This window comes from Picosynechococcus sp. PCC 7117, from assembly GCF_001693275.1.
GTDB lineage: Bacteria > Cyanobacteriota > Cyanobacteriia > Cyanobacteriales > MRBY01 > MRBY01.
In genome coordinates this window covers 411,179-426,963 of sequence record NZ_CP016477.1, presented here as the reverse complement: position 1 = coordinate 426,963, position 15,785 = coordinate 411,179, and the positions used below count along the sequence as shown (strand labels likewise).

Annotated in this window: 20 protein-coding genes; 6 read left to right on the top strand and 14 right to left on the bottom strand. The window is 51.0% G+C overall.

Translation table 11 applies throughout. From position 1 onward, the window contains the following. The first annotated feature begins 88 nt into the window (after positions 1 to 88). Together tsaB and AWQ22_RS02030 are read left to right on the top strand one after the other, a co-directional pair. A complete protein-coding gene (gene tsaB / locus AWQ22_RS02035; protein ID WP_065710019.1) occupies positions 89 to 748 on the top strand; it encodes a tRNA (adenosine(37)-N6)-threonylcarbamoyltransferase complex dimerization subunit type 1 TsaB in 660 nt (219 codons plus the stop codon). Further along, positions 676 to 1,380, top strand: a complete 705-nt coding sequence (locus AWQ22_RS02030) for a TIGR04282 family arsenosugar biosynthesis glycosyltransferase (RefSeq protein WP_232321451.1) — start codon at positions 676 to 678, stop codon at positions 1,378 to 1,380. The genes tsaB and AWQ22_RS02030 overlap by 73 nt, the downstream gene beginning before the upstream one ends. Here AWQ22_RS02030 and AWQ22_RS02025 read toward each other — a convergent pair. From AWQ22_RS02025 to AWQ22_RS01960, 14 genes are all read right to left on the bottom strand, one after another. Then, positions 1,361 to 2,230, bottom strand: a complete 870-nt coding sequence (locus AWQ22_RS02025) for a fructosamine kinase family protein (RefSeq protein ID WP_065710017.1) — start codon at positions 2,228 to 2,230, stop codon at positions 1,361 to 1,363. The two genes, AWQ22_RS02030 and AWQ22_RS02025, sit on opposite strands and share 20 nt — an antisense overlap. A gap of 38 nt (positions 2,231 to 2,268) precedes the next feature. Next, complete coding sequence (gene glyQ / locus AWQ22_RS02020; RefSeq protein ID WP_012306021.1) at positions 2,269 to 3,150, bottom strand: glycine--tRNA ligase subunit alpha; 882 nt, start codon at positions 3,148 to 3,150, stop codon at positions 2,269 to 2,271. Between the two features lie 199 nt (positions 3,151 to 3,349). Further along, the gene (locus AWQ22_RS02015; protein ID WP_062432053.1) at positions 3,350 to 3,628 is read right to left on the bottom strand and encodes a DUF1816 domain-containing protein; all 279 of its coding nucleotides are present in this window, start codon (positions 3,626 to 3,628) and stop codon (positions 3,350 to 3,352) included. 130 nt (positions 3,629 to 3,758) lie between these two features. Beyond that, a complete protein-coding gene (gene rlmB, locus AWQ22_RS02010) occupies positions 3,759 to 4,604 on the bottom strand; it encodes a 23S rRNA (guanosine(2251)-2'-O)-methyltransferase RlmB (protein ID WP_045441474.1) in 846 nt (281 codons plus the stop codon). Between the two features lie 544 nt (positions 4,605 to 5,148). After that, a complete protein-coding gene (locus AWQ22_RS02005) occupies positions 5,149 to 5,544 on the bottom strand; it encodes a Mini-ribonuclease 3 (RefSeq protein WP_030006156.1) in 396 nt (131 codons plus the stop codon). A gap of 14 nt (positions 5,545 to 5,558) precedes the next feature. Beyond that, on the bottom strand, positions 5,559 to 5,915 hold the full coding sequence (locus tag AWQ22_RS02000) for an STAS domain-containing protein (RefSeq protein WP_065710016.1): 357 nt from the start codon (positions 5,913 to 5,915) through the stop codon (positions 5,559 to 5,561). Positions 5,916 to 6,066: 151 nt separating this feature from the next. Then, positions 6,067 to 7,125: a ribonucleotide-diphosphate reductase subunit beta gene (locus AWQ22_RS01995; protein WP_198166514.1), complete on the bottom strand. Its 1,059-nt coding sequence runs from the start codon at positions 7,123 to 7,125 to the stop codon at positions 6,067 to 6,069. Positions 7,126 to 7,353: 228 nt separating this feature from the next. Further along, positions 7,354 to 8,172 carry a TPM domain-containing protein gene (locus AWQ22_RS01990; protein ID WP_065710015.1) on the bottom strand — a complete coding sequence of 273 codons (819 nt, stop codon included), beginning with the start codon at positions 8,170 to 8,172 and terminating at the stop codon, positions 7,354 to 7,356. A gap of 132 nt (positions 8,173 to 8,304) precedes the next feature. Further along, on the bottom strand, positions 8,305 to 9,111 hold the full coding sequence (locus tag AWQ22_RS01985; RefSeq protein WP_232321449.1) for an aminotransferase class IV: 807 nt from the start codon (positions 9,109 to 9,111) through the stop codon (positions 8,305 to 8,307). A 64-nt stretch (positions 9,112 to 9,175) separates the two neighbouring features. Next, a complete protein-coding gene (locus AWQ22_RS01980; RefSeq protein ID WP_030006152.1) occupies positions 9,176 to 9,739 on the bottom strand; it encodes a cyclic nucleotide-binding domain-containing protein in 564 nt (187 codons plus the stop codon). Between the two features lie 171 nt (positions 9,740 to 9,910). After that, positions 9,911 to 10,159: a DUF3146 family protein gene (locus tag AWQ22_RS01975; protein WP_012306012.1), complete on the bottom strand. Its 249-nt coding sequence runs from the start codon at positions 10,157 to 10,159 to the stop codon at positions 9,911 to 9,913. Positions 10,160 to 10,269: 110 nt separating this feature from the next. Further along, positions 10,270 to 11,007: an SDR family NAD(P)-dependent oxidoreductase gene (locus tag AWQ22_RS01970; protein WP_065710013.1), complete on the bottom strand. Its 738-nt coding sequence runs from the start codon at positions 11,005 to 11,007 to the stop codon at positions 10,270 to 10,272. Further along, positions 11,007 to 11,705: a DUF2834 domain-containing protein gene (locus AWQ22_RS01965; RefSeq protein ID WP_065710012.1), complete on the bottom strand. Its 699-nt coding sequence runs from the start codon at positions 11,703 to 11,705 to the stop codon at positions 11,007 to 11,009. The genes AWQ22_RS01970 and AWQ22_RS01965 overlap by 1 nt, the downstream gene beginning before the upstream one ends. A gap of 54 nt (positions 11,706 to 11,759) precedes the next feature. Then, positions 11,760 to 12,134, bottom strand: a complete 375-nt coding sequence (locus tag AWQ22_RS01960) for a cytochrome c (RefSeq protein ID WP_012306009.1) — start codon at positions 12,132 to 12,134, stop codon at positions 11,760 to 11,762. A gap of 182 nt (positions 12,135 to 12,316) precedes the next feature. Between AWQ22_RS01960 and petG the strand changes: the two genes are divergently transcribed. The 4 genes from petG (at position 12,317) to AWQ22_RS01945 (ending at position 15,603) form a co-directional block, all read left to right on the top strand. Then, positions 12,317 to 12,433, top strand: coding sequence for a cytochrome b6-f complex subunit V (gene petG, locus AWQ22_RS01955; protein ID WP_012306008.1), 117 nt, complete (start codon positions 12,317 to 12,319; stop codon positions 12,431 to 12,433). A 109-nt stretch (positions 12,434 to 12,542) separates the two neighbouring features. After that, positions 12,543 to 12,671, top strand: coding sequence for a hypothetical protein (locus AWQ22_RS17240; protein WP_255447975.1), 129 nt, complete (start codon positions 12,543 to 12,545; stop codon positions 12,669 to 12,671). Beyond that, positions 12,661 to 14,601, top strand: coding sequence for a transglycosylase domain-containing protein (locus tag AWQ22_RS01950; RefSeq protein ID WP_065710011.1), 1,941 nt, complete (start codon positions 12,661 to 12,663; stop codon positions 14,599 to 14,601). The genes AWQ22_RS17240 and AWQ22_RS01950 overlap by 11 nt, the downstream gene beginning before the upstream one ends. A gap of 51 nt (positions 14,602 to 14,652) precedes the next feature. Then, on the top strand, positions 14,653 to 15,603 hold the full coding sequence (locus AWQ22_RS01945; protein WP_030006148.1) for a glycosyltransferase family 2 protein: 951 nt from the start codon (positions 14,653 to 14,655) through the stop codon (positions 15,601 to 15,603). Positions 15,604 to 15,785 lie beyond the last annotated feature (182 nt).

Here is a 15,785-nt window from a genome sequence, read left to right as displayed (position 1 = left end):
GGCTAAATTTATGGGGCTACCGTTGGGTAATCGGCAGGCGATCGCCTAGAATGAAAGGCCTGTTATTTGTGGCAATTTGCAGACATCTATGGCGATCGCACCGGAGCCCACCTTGGGTTTAGCACTCCACACCACAACTCCCCAGTTAGGGCTGAGTTTACGGAACTTGGTCACAGGGGAACAACGCACGGCCCTGTGGGAACTGGGACGGGATTTATCGGCCCAACTCCATTGCTATCTCCAGGAGTTTATCCAGCCCCATGCTTGGCAAGACATCGCTTTTTTAGGGGTGGCAAAGGGGCCTGGTGGCTTCACGGGCACTCGGTTAGGCGTTGTCACGGCCCGCACCCTCGCCCAACAGTTAAACATTCCCCTCTATGGCATCTCGACCTTAGCGGCGATCGCGCAGCGATCCACGACGGGGTGCGCCTTTCAGAACCGAGAAAATTGTCTGGGTCAAACGGTGGCTGTGGCTTTGCCAGCGCGACGGGGCGCAGTCTTTGGGGCCATTTATCAAATCACTGCGACAGGGGCGATCGCCCTCGTGCCGGATCAGTTATTCACCCCCACGGCCTGGGCAGATTGTCAGGGCAATTTTCCTGATTTGCAGGTGATCGATCCCCCAGAAACGATTGGTGATACTGTGACTGAAGTTTTAAGCCTTGCCCAATCCCAATGGCAAGCAGACCCCCAGGGGCCTTGGGGCGCGGTTGTACCGTTCTATGGGCAACACCCCGTTTATCAGTAATGTGTCACAAAGCAGCTCATCTCATTATTTTCACCCGCTACCCGGTGCCGGGCCAGACAAAAACCCGTTTAATTCCCGCTTTAGGGGCGGAAGGGGCCGCAACACTACAACGCCACCTGACGGAACATACTCTGAAAACCGTAGAAGTTTTGAAAAATATCGAGATTTCGATTTACTTTTCCGGTGGTACAACAACCCAAATGGCGGCCTGGCTGGGGGAACAGTGGCATTATCAAGCGCAACAGGGCCAAGATTTAGGCGATCGCCTGATTCATGCTTTTCAAACCAGTGAGCAACAAGATTATGACAAAACCGTGGTGATTGGTATCGATTGCCCAGGCATTACCGATGAAATTCTCGCAGCGGCCTTTGACAAATTAGATGCGGCTGAAGTTGTCCTTGGCCCAGCAGTGGACGGCGGTTATTATCTGATTGGTCTGCGCCAAAATATTGCTGCTCTCTTTACAGAAATGCCCTGGGGTACAGCTCAAGTTTTCTCGGCAACTGAGGCCCGCTGCCAGCAGTTAAATCTAAGCCTTGCCTTACTGCCAATACTCCAGGACATTGACGAACCCGCCGATCTCAGGGTTTGGGACAACCTTAAAAACACTCTTAAAAAAGCTGCTGAATAATTCGCTTGGCCTGGTTGCCATAGCCCCCACCAAATAAATTGAAGTGATTGAGTACGTGATAGAGGTTGTACAAATCGCGGCGATCACCATAGCCAGAATCCAGGGGCCAAGCCTCGTTATAGCCCTGGTAAAAACGTCCCGGAAAGCCACCAAATAGCTCTGTCATCGCAATATCCACTTCGCGATCGCCATAGTAGGCCGCCGGGTCAAAAATAATCGGTTCTCCTTGGGCCGTCACTGCGGCATTCCCTGACCAAAGATCCCCATGGACGAGGGAGGGTTGGGGCTGATGATCCCGCAAAATTCTTCGTACTCCTTCAATGATCCGCTGTGGCTCCGGAAAATCGCCCCCTTTTCGCCTCGCAAGACGCAGTTGATAGCCAAGGCGTTGTTCCGCCCAAAATTCAGCCCAATTGCTTTGCCAGTCATTCATTTGGGGCGTAGAACCAATAGTGTTGGGGCGATCCCAGCCAAATTTTTCCGCCGTACCCCGACGGTGAAGTTCTGCGAGGTGGCGGCCCATAGCTTGCCAAGCCTCACCACTACCACCACCGAGATCGATCCATTCCAGGACGATATAACTATTACTCTCGGTTTCCCCCCAACAGATGGGCTTTGGAACACGGATAGTTTGGGTTGCGCCCATTTGCTGGAGGGCCAAGGCTTCTGCGGCGAACATTGCCGTCTGATTCGGGCGATTGAGCTTCACAAAATACCGCTGGCCAGAGCCTGCCAAACAGTAGCCCTGATTAATACAGCCGCCCCCCACGGAACGCTGCTGTTCGAGGGTAAACGGTTGGCCAGTGGTTGCCGCAATGTGCTCGGCAATGGCCCCTAGGGAAGTACGCATCGCAATACCTCAATTCGTCGGCGGAGTCTATCTCCAGCTTAGGCGATCGCCTTTTGTAACGGAAAGCCCAATTCTTCCCGTTGGGCAAGGTAAAGGTGGGCCACCTGGCGGGCCATGTGACGAATCCGCCCAATGTAACGGGTACGTTCGGCCACGGCAATCACTCCCCGCGCATCGAGTAAATTAAACGTGTGGGAACATTTCAGCACATAATCAAGGCTCGGCATCACCAACCCTTTCTCAATGAGTTGTTGGGCTTCTGCTTCGTAGAGCGAAAATAGCTGGAACAACATTTCCGGATTAGACGCTTCAAAATTGTAGGTACATTGCTCAATTTCACTTTGCAGGAAAATATCTCCGTAGCTGGTGGTCTCATTCCAGCGGATCTTGGTGATCGCATCCACTTCCTGGAGGTACATTGCCAGGCGTTCTAGGCCGTAGGTGATTTCAATACAAACCGGACGACAGTCGAGGCCACCACATTGCTGGAAATAGGTAAATTGGGTGATTTCCATGCCATCAAGCCACACTTCCCAGCCCACGCCCCAGGCACCGAGGGTCGGCGACTCCCAGTTATCTTCTACAAAGCGGATATCGTGATCTTCCGGCTGAATCCCCAGGGCTTTGAGGGAGTCTAAATAAATCTCTTGAATGTTGTCCGGTGACGGTTTGATGATCACCTGGTACTGGAAATAATGCTGTACCCGGTTGGGGTTTTCACCGTAGCGGCCATCGGTAGGGCGACGGCAAGGTTCGACATAGGCAACGGACCAAGGTTCAGGGCCAATCGCCCGCAAAAAAGTGTGATGGTTCATGGTGCCGGCCCCTTTTTCGGTGTCGTAGGGCTGGGCAATTAGACAACCACGATCCCGCCAAAATTGATTGAGGGTGGCGATGATTTCTTGAAAATTTAACGACACGCTATTTTGCCTCGAACACTTGCTAGGAAATGGACAGAATTATAGATTTTGTTCCCTAATGAAGATATCACAAGACTTCTACCCCTGTGGCGTCCTGGTTTCAGGGAAGCGGCTTCGCAACCACGACAAAAATCCCCATTATGAATAGCGCCGGGGCACACACAGAAAATGGGGATTACCAGGGGGAATAATTCAGAAGCTAGTGGCTAAAGCTAAAGATGGGCATCAGGGTTTTTTTTGACCCAGAGTCATCAAAAATAGTGAGCTCTTTGGGGGTACGACACCGTTGTAGGTTTACGTCGATGTTCTGGGCGCCTTCGTTGGTAAGGTCTTCGAGGAAACCGGGCTGGGCGGCGATCGCCTCTTTGCGACTGAGGTAAGGACCAAAGTAGTAGGTACACTCCGGTTGCTCAGTGGTAATTTCAAGCCAATAGGCACGGCCAATGGTCTCGAAGAGCTTGAGCAAAAGTTCTTTCATATCTGTCCCTGTGGTGGTGAAGTTTGAGGTATGGGTCTACTGGAAAAATACTTGTTGTTGAAGATAGCTTGTCTGGATCCAAACCAACAACTCTTGTTTTATCCCGAAAGCGCTCACTTTGCATACTGCCTTAGGGGGTATCCGGGAGGGTGATTTGCACCTGGCGTACAAGCTTTTGTCGGTACACTTCATATAAGGCGATCGCCGCAGCGACGGAAGCGTTTAGGCTAGGGGTTTTCCCGGTCATCGGAATTGCAACCAGTTCATCACAATGCTTTTGCGTCAACAAACTAAGACCTTGTCCTTCCGAACCGATAACTAATCCTATCGCACCTTCAAATTTGATATTGTGTAAGGCTTTACTGGTTCCGGCGGCAGTGCCATAAATCCAGAAACCAGCTTCCTTGAGTTCTTCCATGGCCCGACTAAGATTAACCACCCGCGCAACCGGGAAATGTTCAAGGGCACCAGCGGCCACCTTCATTACCGTTGAGGTTACCCCCACCGCCCGCCGTTGGGGAATAATCATCCCTTGGGCACCAATCGCTTCGGCAGTACGAATAATCGCCCCCAAATTATGGGGATCGGTGATGCCGTCGGCAATCACAACCACGGGAGATTCTGTTTTGGCCTTCGCTTGCTCAATGAGATCCGGCAACTCCATATATTCATAGGGAGCCGTCTGCACAGCGATGCCCTGGTGGACGCCCCGGTTGGTCAGATAGTCTAAGCGGGACATACTCACCTCGTCGATGACCGTGCCTTGGTTCTTGGCGGCCTGGAGGAGGGTATGGAAACGATTAGCGTGGCGCAGGCGGGAGGTGACCCAAATTCGGTTGAGGGGACGTTCGCTCTCCAGCACTGATAACACCGCATGTTTGCCGTAGATCAAGTCATTATCTTCTTCTGGGGTGACTGCTTCGGTAACTTCCTCTGGGGCGGTTTGGGGCGTGAGTTCAGGCGCATCTTGGGGGATGAATTCTGGCCCTTGGCTACGCTGGGGTTTGGGACGGTCTGTAATGGGGCGTCTTTTATTCGGGCCAGCACCTTGGCTGCTGCGTTTATCAAAGCGTTTAAAGGAGCGCTCTCCTCCTTCGTCTCGTCGGGAAAATTGACCCTTGCGCCGGGGGGCTGGGCGATCGCCCCGTTCAAATTTACCGCCATCTTCGCGGCAATCAGAACGTCGATCCCGATCAAAGGAAGAAGCTTTTCCATACTTTTTGCTCGGCTTGCGGTCTCTTCCCCCAGCAGCTCTACCGTATTTTTTACCCGAATCGGATCGATGTGGCTTGTTCATAAAAAATCAGTCTTTGGTCGTTCAGATGTATTAACTTGTCAAGGAAAATCAGTTGCAGGGGCTGGGGCGATCGCCTAGAGTATGACTCCGGTTATTTAAAATCAACAAAGTCACCTTTTTCAGCCAACCGTTAAATCAACACAAACATATTTTGGTCTTACCTCAGGCGGGGCGCTCCCTAGGGGAAAAAGCCCCAACGAAACACAAAAGAGAGTCGATCATATCAGACCCCAGACCGTTCTTGGGGTAAATAGGTAAATAATTCGGCCAAACGCTGCGGGTTTGTGAGATAGAGATATCCGACTAGGGCTTCAAAACCTGTGGCCTGCCGATAAATAGCTAAGCTCAGACGCCTTGGTTTTCCGGTGGCTGCATTGCGCCCCCGGCGAACAATATCCTGTTCTAGCTCGCTTAAATGGGGTTCCAGGAGAGTTAAATATTGGGCTTGGGTTTCTGCCCGCACCTCCGCCACCACCTTACCGTGGTAATCCGCGATGCGACAGGGGGGCAACAAAAAATAACAGCGGCTGTAGAGTTCATAAACAGCATCCCCCACATAGGCTAAGGACGCGGGGGATAATTGTCGGAGCTGATCAGCGGTAATGTCAGGGACAAACAATGGTTTTCTCGTCCCTATTTTTTCTCGTCTAGGTGGGCGATCGCCTCATCAATGGAGTTCCGTAGAGACAAAAATTTCTCTAGGCGAACTAACTTCACCGTTTGGGTTACCCGTGGATTGGTCACCACTTGCATCGTTCCCCCAGTGTTTTGGGTGTGTTTTACCAACTGCACCAGGGCACCGATACCAGAACTATCCACAAAATCAATTTGGGCTAGGGAGAGGATAATATCGTGGGGGCCTTCATTAATGCGGTTTTTGATGGCTGTACTAAACACAGGCTCGGAAAAAGCATCCAATAACCCAGTTAAGCGGAAAATTTGATATTTGTTGTCAATGACTTCGTAAGTTCCTCTCAAACTTACAGTCAGATTTAGCGGTTCAGGAATAGTCCTCTCCTCCTCAAACTGAACGGATATGCAACGCTAATTTTAGCTCATTGCGACTGCGGGCAGAATAAGGGACGAAAAACAGTACAACAAACTACAGATTTTTTGCCGCACCATCGTCCCTAGTGCCTGCTTAAAATTCATCCCAGCCTGTAATTCCCGATGACATCACGTAGCTGGTTACCCCGGCCTCAAAGAAGTTGGCTTTGGTGTTGCCTTCTTTTTTCGTGTCTGAAAACCGTTCGAGGTGACGGTAGGGGCTTTTCTTGTATTGATCCCCTTTGTACAACGGTTCGAGGCCGATGGCTTGAAGACGAATATTCGCCAAATACTTGGTGTAAATCTCGGTGCTTTGTTCTGTAATGCCAAGGATATCGTTACCGACAATGTGGTTTGTCCATTGGCATTCGTACTGTACGGCCCGTTCCACCATTTCATAGATGTGATTGACAGAGTGATCAAAGGTGGCCATAGCCTCTGGGATCAGTTTTTGGAATAGGCGCACGTGGCTAAGTTCATCCCGGTTAATCATTTTAAAAATATCCGCAGAACCGGGCATCAACATCCGCGAGGCGAGATTATAGAAGAACACAAAGCCATTGTAAAAATACAGCCCTTCTAGCAAATAGTCGGCGACGAGGGTCGTGAAATAGTTTTCTGGGGTGGGATTGTCAATGTAGCGCTGGTAGTTGCTGGCAATGTACTCACAGCGATCGCGTAAAACTTTATCCGTGCGCCAAAAATCATAGACGGCACTGCGGCGATCGCTAGGGATGATCGTCTCAATCATGTATTGATAGGACTGGTTGTGCATCCCTTCCTGGGAGATCTGCTCGGCAATGCAGAGACTAATTTCTGGGGCCGTAATCGAACTTTTGATGTGAGGAAGATTACAGGTTTGGACAGAATCAAGGAATGTGAGGTAGCTGAGGATCCCGTCAAAGGCGCGGCGTTCTGAATCTGTCAGGTTGTGGTAGTCGGTGACATCCTGGGTGATGTCCAGCTTCTGGGGAATCCAAAAGTTTTCGCGCATCTGTTGGTACAGTCCCACCGCCCAAGGGTAGCGAACGTCGTTCAGTTGCATCAGGTTGGTAGTTTCTCCGAACCAAATGGAACGGTGGGCGATATCGTCATTCCCATCGGGATTAAAGATGGGATTGGTGGGCATCCGGTCAAGGAGAGATTGTTGCATAGTGGCTGGGGCCGCGTAGAGGATACAAATCTTAAAAGGTCTTAGTTTAGTTTAAAAGAGTTTGCTGAGAGATACCACACCAGTGATGGGTGTAGTTGGAATGATTGTCCCCCAGAAAGCACTATTTGTAGTCTGATTGCAATTTTTGTTTTTTTTCTGGGCGAGCAGATAAAAAAGCCTCCCAAGGAACTGAGAGGCATCAGGTTGAATTTTACAAGGGGACAAGCTTTAGGATTCAGATTCGGATTCGGAAGGATTCGGTTGATTAAACATCGGCGCAATAAATGCCACGATCGCCCCCATCATGAAGCCGAGGATATTGCGGAGTAAGGGTAACCAGTCAGAGGTGCGGGTGACAACGGGGCCAACCCCAAAGGCGAGAAAGAGGATGCCCCAGAGAGGAGACATGATTAAGGCCCACTGCCAGGCAAAGGCTTGACCTTCCTTGCGGGGAATGGCAGCAAAGCCACAGATAACGCCCCCAACAACGGAACTAATGAGGGTGAGTAACCACTGTTCACGGGGTAAGCCAGGTACAACGATACAGCCGCCTTCTTTGGTGACACAGACTTTAACGGTTTCTAGGGCATCGGCGATCGCCTGATTTTCGCCATGTTCACGGACGTAATACATATTGCCGAAGCGGGTCTGGAGTTCGATCCAGAAGGTGCGGGGCATCAGCTCATAAACATCATCACCAATGCTAAAGGCCAAGAGGTTACCCCCCCGGCCATCGGCAACGAGCAAAATACTTTTATCATCGAGACCCCAGTATTCCTTTACGGCCCGTCCGGGACTGCGGTCAAATTGGGTTAAGACACGCATTTTCCAGCCCGTTTCTGCTTCAAAATTGTTCAGATCCGTCACGAGATTTTCTTCCTGGAGCTGGGGGAGGAAGTTCGCCAAATCCACGACCGGCGTTTCATAATCGGGGAGCAGTTCAGGGTTGTTAACGGCGAAGGCAGCGGGGGCGATCGCCCAGGTCATCACCGCCAAACAGGCCGCGAAAAGACTACGGAGCAGGGGACGAGGCAAGAAATGATTCATAGAAATTTCTGAAAATAATGAAGCCAGCAGGGGCCGCTAATTATGAAAATTAATCGCGTTTTTATTACGGCTTGTTACTTTATTTTAAGTATTTTAAGATTTTTCTCAATGCTTTTCGAGGATTTACCTGGATTACACGACCAGTTGACCGCTCAAATGCTGGAGGTGGCGCAGGGCTGGATGGTTGATTTGGAGAGTGTTTAAGGAAAAATTAACTCCCTGAATCGCCTGGAACGGAATCAGGCCCACGACGCTGTTACTGTAGGCGATCGCCTCGAAGGTTTGGATCAGATCAATGTCCCAAGGAATTTCCTGGACGGGGAGTTGCTGATTTTGCAATTGCCCTAGGAGGTGCGATCGCATCACCCCAGGCAAAATTCCCCCCAGGGGCGGCGTGTACCAAGTGCCTTGTTTAAAACCCCATAAATTTCCGGTGGCGGTTTCGAGCCAGTGGCCGCTGGGAGCTTGCAGAATTGCTTCTCCTGTCCCCAAGGCGATCGCCCGTTGACGGGCCTGCCACGCACTGAGGTAATTCCCTGTTTTAAAATCCGCCTGGGGTCTCTGGAAATAGGGGTCTTGGGCCAACCAACCTTGGATTCCCTGCTGTTGCTGTTGGGCTAAATGTTCTGGCAGTGGACGACCGAGGATCAGTTCGCGGCCATCATGGAGGATTGTCACCCGCACCACGGGCGCAACGGTGGCCACTTTTTGGGCACCCTGGTTAATGCGCTCCCAATCGGGTGCTGGCCATTGCAAAGTTTTGATGCTGTGGCGGAGGCGATCGCCATGGTGAGACCATAGACTGCGGGAATCCGTGAGGGAGTTTTGGTGAACCCGGAGCGTCGTAAAGAGGGTCGCCCCAAATAAAAAACTCGGATCACTAACCGGGAGAGTCAGTTCTGTCCCCTCGTACCAAGCCCCCGCGTACCAATAGCCCATGACCATAAAATTCTAAAATTTCCATCACACCATACTTCAAACTGCTTTTACCTGGCGGAGAGCGTTAAACAGGATTTTCCGGCGCCGTTTGGGATTGTACCCGGCGCAGCAACCAATCGAAGCGGGTGGTAGCGACATTGAGATTTTCTTGAATCATGCTGGGCACGGCTTCGGTAGCGCGACTTTGATTAAACACGAAATCTTTATCCTCACCGAGGTGACGCACCGTATTCCGGAGACGACTCGCTAAAAAAGTGGCGATCGCCCGATTAAATCGTGCCGAAAAGCCAATATCTTGATTCAGGCGATCGGAAATTTTGTCTTGGGATACGGCCAGTAATAAGCATTCACCACAGGTTTTGACACTGGCACTGGGTAACTGCTGATCAATAAAAGACAGTTCCCCAAAAACTTCCCCACTCTGGAGCACCGCAATATCCTTTGTCACTCCCATGAGGTCAATGAAAACCGATACCGAGCCATCGAGGAGAATGTAGAAATTTTCCAGAGGTTGATTTTCTTGGATTAAAACTGTTTGCGGCGGAATTTTGGCAATCTTACCGGCAGTGATAAGCCAGTCAATATCATCATCATTTAATTCTCCAAACAGAAATAATACTTTCTGCATTGCCAATGTCCTTTTAGCACGAATGGTGCGGTCTGTGGTTATTTTACCCCGGATCTCCAAGGGACTTAGACCGCTGCGGCGATGTGTAACAAGATTTTTTGATTGGGTTACCGTGTCACTATCTAAATTTCAGTCTCCCCACAATTGATCCGAAAGGGAGTTGGAGGAACTTTATAGCCGTGACCGGAGAGTGAACTGATAATCGCCGCCTGGTTCCAGACGATAATCACTCTGCTCCAAAAATCGGCCCAGGGGTTCGTAAATTAAGGCGCGGCCAAGGGTCGGATGTACCCGCAATTTTCCCTGGCGGAAATGCCACTGAAATTCCCATTGATAGGAACCCGCTTGCACTTCGCCAATGATTTTGCCCTGCTGCCAGGACTGTTGCAAAATTCGCACATGGGCCGGGGTTTCAGGCACAACAACAACCTTGATTTGGTGCTAAAGAACGTTCCCTATTGTGGAAGTTTTTGCCGCAAAACGCACCATCATTTCAGCATTTCATGGCAAAATCGTCCCACTTTCTGTCGCTACCAGGGCAAAGACTCACCATCCCAGTTAAAAAATTTACCCGTATCCTGGGGATGCAGATTGGCGATCACTTGGCGCAGTTGGCTCACTGTCCGCGTGGGCGAAAAGAGCTTTTCGGGGGGGACATTTTTCTGGAAAGGCTGGGAGAGATCGGTAGCCGTTGTCCCTGGGTGCAGGGCCGCCACAATGATATTTGGGGCAACGCGACTCCATTCAATGGCGATATTTTTCAAAAACATATTCAAGGCTGCTTTCGAGGCACGGTAGCCATACCATCCCCCTAGGCGATTGTCTTCGATGCTGCCGACTTTAGCGGAAATAGCGGCAAAAATTGCGGGTTCTGGGTGACGGAGAAAGGGGAGGAGATGCTTGGCCCAGAGGACAGCACCGATGGCATTGACTTGAAAGTACGTCAGTAAATTTTCTGTTTGAATATGGCGGAGACTTTTTTCCGGTTGGAGGGTTTGGTGATGCAGAAGACCGACGCAATAGATTACTTCATCAAGGCGAGAGGTTTGGGCTTTGAGGGTGGCGATCGCCGCTGTGATCTGCGCTTCCTGGGTCACATCCACGGGGATTAGTTGGAGTCGATCAGGGTAGCGCTCCTGTAACGCCAGGAGATCGGCGGAGGGCTGGCGGTAGGTGCCATAGACCCGCTGATACAGATCTGAGGCGAGGTATTGCCGGACAAATTCTAGGCCGATGCCGCGACCAGCACCAATAACAAGGGTTTCCATTATGGACGACTTACCTCCGCAGTATTTAAGGTCTGACTGGGGGCCGCAGGGTTTTCGTGAGCCTCTAGGGTGGGAGGACGTAGGGCAAGGTATAAAGCAGCACCAAGGGGAGGGGTAAAGGCGATCGCCCACAGCAACCAGTTTTGCTCCCCAAGGCCACGGCGGGCTAAATCGTCCTTGATCAGGGTCGGGAATAGGAGTGCCAGCAAACAAAAATCTAAGCTCATCACGTGGATAAAGCGATCGCCCCAAAATCTGGTGCCAAAATCCCCCCAATCCCCTGCACTGAATCCGTAAATCAGGAGTCCCAGCAGCGCAACCAAACAAAACAAGCCCAACAGTCGCGAATCCTGCCACCGGAGCCACCAGTTTTTCTGCCCCGTAAAGGTGGGATTATCGCGCCGCAACGCTAAATAGGGCAGCAACGCAAACGCACCGAGGAAAAAACTGCCTGCCGCAAAGACCCAAGCGGGTAACCTTTGGCGATCGCCATCGAGAAACAAGAGCGCCCCATACATGACCGGGAAAATACCCATGATGTTAAACAGGGCAATGATCAACGGGTTGATGCCGTCCCACTGTCCACCGGATAAAGCGGTAATCAGCTCTAGGGTTTCCGGTTGGTTGGGGGGCGCACCCAAAAAGGCATACAACACAAAGGCAAGCCACAGGGAACCAAGGAAAATCGAGCGGGCCATAGCGAGTGAACTCCTAGGGACAGGGAAGAATAATAAATGGCGTCATTGAAACAACTACAGGGTGCGGAGGTAACTCAAGAGATCCGCCATTTCCTGGGGGGCCGGCTGGAATTTCGGCATGGGGGGCGTTTTCCCGCTGATAACCTGTTGAATCAAACGCACGTCGGATTTTCGCTGGGCGACGGCCCGTAAACTTGGCCCCACGTTGCCATCCGCCTGGGGGCCGTGACAGCCAGCACAATTAATTTGAAAAATGGCATTGCCCCGCAGTTCATCCCCTTGGAGCGCTAAAACCTGTTGAATGTAGGGGTCACTGGCCTGGGTACTGTACACACCAAAGATCCCCAGGGCAGCAATGGCCAGCACTAGGATGATTACGAAGAGGAGCTTCGAAAAATTTGGGACGGAAAGCTCAGAAGAATTAGCCACGGGGTTTGCTGTAGAGGAGATACAACTTTGTTGATATTACGCAATTTTTCTTAATGGTTATCCTACTGCGATCGCCTAAGAATGTCGAATCAAATCCCTTTGCACGGACTTCCTCCATCCCATAGAATGATTAAAAATCTTTAACAGTTAGCTTTAATCTGCCGCCATAAGGAGAAACCCCTGTGATTGAACCCCTCTTACTCGGTATTGTGTTGGGCCTGATCCCCGTAACCCTCGCTGGTTTATTCGTCGCTGCCTATCTCCAGTACAAGCGTGGTAATGACCTCGGCATGGAGTAACTAGCCATCTACGGCTTCTATCCCAGTAGCGATCGCCAATCCTTGCTTTTTTGGAGCAGGGATTATTTTTTACAACACAATGCACCACGGGTTTAAAAGGGAATTTCCCTTGTTAGAATTTTGGGCAGAAACGTTGGTGGGCAACACCGTTGCTGTGGGTGATCGCTCCCCACCCATGGTTTGGACTGTTTCAACTTACCTTCTCAAGTCTTTAGAGGTTAGCGCCATTGTCATCTAGTACCGTTCGGCACAAAACGAAAAAAGCCCTTGCCCGTCAGTCCAAGGAAAGGCGATCGCCCCAAGGTTTCTTGCGGGGAGTTGCCCAAAAGGCCATGGGAACGGTGATTGGTTGCACCATGCTCGGCAGTGCGATCGCCGCTGGGGGGTTAGTGGGTCTTGCCATTAGTTTCCGGAACCTGCCCGATGTGCGGACCCTAAAGACCTATGTGCCCACCGAAACCAGCTATATCTACGATATCAACGGCAAAGTCCTCCTGAGCCTCCACGGTGAAGCCAACCGAACCAATATCGAACTCAGTGAAGTTTCCCCCGAACTCAAGATGGCCATCCTCGCCATCGAAGATAGCCATTTTTACCAACACAACGGCATCAATCCCACCAGTATTGGTCGGGCAATCCTCTCCAACCTTGAAGCAGGCGGCATCACCGAAGGAGCCTCAACCATCACCATGCAATTGGTGAAAAACCTCTTCCTAGCCCAAGATCGTACCTACAACCGTAAACTCGCCGAAACCGTCCTCGCCCTCCGCATCGAACAGATTTTCCCCAAGGACGAAATCCTAGAAATGTACCTCAATAACATCTATTGGGGCCACAACAACTATGGCGTCGAAACAGCCGCCGAATCCTATTTCAATAAATCCGCCGCCGATCTAACCCTGCCCGAAGCCGCCGTGATGGCCGGGATGATCCAAGCCCCCGAAGATTACAGCCCCTTTCGAGATTACCAAGCCACCAAACAACGGCAAAAAATCGTTCTAAATCGCCTAGAGGATCTCGGTTGGATTACTCCCGAAGAAGCCGCCGCTGCTGCCCAAGAACCCCTTTTGGTGGGCCAACCGACTGCCTGGAAAGCCAGTGCTTCCCCCTATATCACCCAAGCCGTAGAAGAAGAGCTCACCCAACGCTTTGGCGAAGAATTAGTTCGTAAAGGCGGGATGCGCGTCCAGACCACCGTGGATCTCAATATGCAACGCCGTGCCGAAGAAACGGTACAAAAAGCCTTTCAGCAGGCCCGCAGTCGGGGGTTACGGGCTGACCAGATTGCCGTAGCTGCCGTTGATCCGCGTACCCATTTTGTCAAGGTTCTGGTGGGGGGCAGAGACTACGAAGAAAGCCAATTTAACCGGGCGATTCAGTCTCAACGTCAGCCAGGATCAGCCTTTAAACCTTTTGTTTACTACACTGCCTTTGCGAGTGGCAACTATACGCCCTTTTCGACCATCGACGATAGCCCTGTGAGTTACCCCGATGGCAACGGTACCTATTCACCCCAAAACTATGGGGGATCTTTTTCTGGCACCGTGAGTTTGTATGACGCCCTAGTCACTTCCAAAAACGTTCCCGCTGTCAAACTTGGGAAAGCAGTGGGCCTCGAAAAGGTGATTGAACTATGTCGTTTATTGGGAATCGAGAGTCCGCTCCAACCAGTTATTTCTCTGCCCCTCGGCGCAGTGGGGATCAGCCCCCTAGAAATGGCCAGCGCCTACGCCACTTTTGCGAGTAATGGCTGGCAAAGTGAAACAACTTTGATCTTACGGGTCACCGATAGCCAAGGGAATGTTCTTTTGGATAATACACCCCAGCCACGTTTAGTTTTAGATCCTTGGGCCACGGCCTCCCTGACAACAGTGCTCCAAGGAGTTGTGAATGGCGGCACAGGTCAGGCCGCTAATTTAGGCGATCGCCCCGCCGCCGGAAAAACTGGCACTACCTCCTCAGAACGGGATGTGTGGTTTGTGGGCTATGTACCCCAACTGGCAGCAGCGGTTTGGATTGGCAATGATGACTATCGGCCCATGGGCACTGGTACCACTGGCGGCGGCGATGCGGCTCCCATCTGGCGCGCCTTTATGCAGGAAGCCCTTAAGGGAGAAGAACCCCAATATTTCCCGGCAGCGTCTAAATATCCCCGCCCTAAACCGTAGGGGTATCCGGCATAATAGGACAGTCTTTTTCCATTTCCTTGGGTTAAAACTTTGGTTTACATTAGTGTCGTTATTCCCACCTACAATCGCAAACCCATTTTGACAAAATGCCTCCAGGCCCTAGAACAGCAGCAAGTGCCGGAAGAGCTAGAAAATGGAGGCTACGAGGTGGTGGTGGTGGACGATGGCTCCACCGATGGCACAGTGGATTGGCTCCAGACCGAAGCGGATCAATATCCCCACATACGACTCTTTGAACAGTCTCACAAAGGGGCGGCGGCGGCCCGAAACCTCGGCGTAGAACAGGCCCAGGGGGAGATTATTATTTTTATTGATAGTGATCTGGTCGTCACAGAAACTTTTTTGGCAGCCCACCTAGAGGGACTCCGCCGGGGTAAACGCAAACTCAAAAGCGATCGCCTATTTACCTACGGACGTGTGATCAATACTGCCAATTTTGAAGATCCCACCAGTGAACCCTTTAAGGTGACAGATTTTTCGGCGGCCTACTTTGCGACGGGAAATGTGGCGATCGCCCGCAAATGGCTCCTCGAAGCTGGCTTATTTGATACCGGCTTTCAGCTCTATGGTTGGGAAGATTTAGAACTGGGTGTCCGTCTCAAAAAACTGGGTCTCACCCTGATTAAATGTCCCGATGCCGTCGGTTACCACTGGCATCCCCCCTTCAGTTTGGCGCAAATCCCTCAGCTCATTGATCAAGAAATTCAGCGGGGCAAAATGGGGGTCATCTTCTACAAAAAACACCCCACCTGGGAAGTTCGCATGATGATCCAAATGACCTGGCTCCACCGTCTGCTCTGGGGCATCCTTTCCCTGGGGGGCTGGCTCAATGAAAAACGTCTAAAACCCCTTTTAGGTTGGCTAATCCAGCGAGGAAAATCACAACTGGCCCTCGAAATTGCCCGGATTTTTCTCAATTGGTATAACGTGCAGGGGGTCTATGCTGCCTACCGGGAAGATCAACTGGCCCGTCGATCTTGAATTGCGCAAAAATTATCTTGACAAGATCATGGGGATTGAGCTATGAATTAGCAACCGTAAAAAATCAATCTCTTTCAGTTCTTAAAAATCGAGTATTTTTTTCCTGAAAAAAGCTAACTTTTTGTTAGTTACGGAATCTGTCTCAGGGTTGATTTTTTAACAATTTTATTTGTACTAGGTCT

What these genes read in the sequence shown, in the direction of transcription:
- AWQ22_RS01970 (WP_065710013.1), bottom strand. Translation starts at nt 11,007, where the DNA reads ATGGAAACCCTTGTTATTGGTGCTGGTCGCGGCATCGGCCTAGAATTT.
- AWQ22_RS02015 (WP_062432053.1), bottom strand. Translation starts at nt 3,628, where the DNA reads ATGAAAGAACTTTTGCTCAAGCTCTTCGAGACCATTGGCCGTGCCTAT.
- AWQ22_RS01990 (WP_065710015.1), bottom strand. Translation starts at nt 8,172, where the DNA reads ATGAATCATTTCTTGCCTCGTCCCCTGCTCCGTAGTCTTTTCGCGGCC.
- AWQ22_RS01985 (WP_232321449.1), bottom strand. Translation starts at nt 9,111, where the DNA reads ATGGGCTATTGGTACGCGGGGGCTTGGTACGAGGGGACAGAACTGACT.
- AWQ22_RS01980 (WP_030006152.1), bottom strand. Translation starts at nt 9,739, where the DNA reads ATGCAGAAAGTATTATTTCTGTTTGGAGAATTAAATGATGATGATATT.
- AWQ22_RS02025 (WP_065710017.1), bottom strand. Translation starts at nt 2,230, where the DNA reads ATGCGTACTTCCCTAGGGGCCATTGCCGAGCACATTGCGGCAACCACT.
- AWQ22_RS01965 (WP_065710012.1), bottom strand. Translation starts at nt 11,705, where the DNA reads ATGGCCCGCTCGATTTTCCTTGGTTCCCTGTGGCTTGCCTTTGTGTTG.
- tsaB (WP_065710019.1), top strand. Translation starts at nt 89, where the DNA reads ATGGCGATCGCACCGGAGCCCACCTTGGGTTTAGCACTCCACACCACA.
- AWQ22_RS02030 (WP_232321451.1), top strand. Translation starts at nt 676, where the DNA reads ATGGCAAGCAGACCCCCAGGGGCCTTGGGGCGCGGTTGTACCGTTCTA.
- AWQ22_RS01995 (WP_198166514.1), bottom strand. Translation starts at nt 7,125, where the DNA reads ATGCAACAATCTCTCCTTGACCGGATGCCCACCAATCCCATCTTTAAT.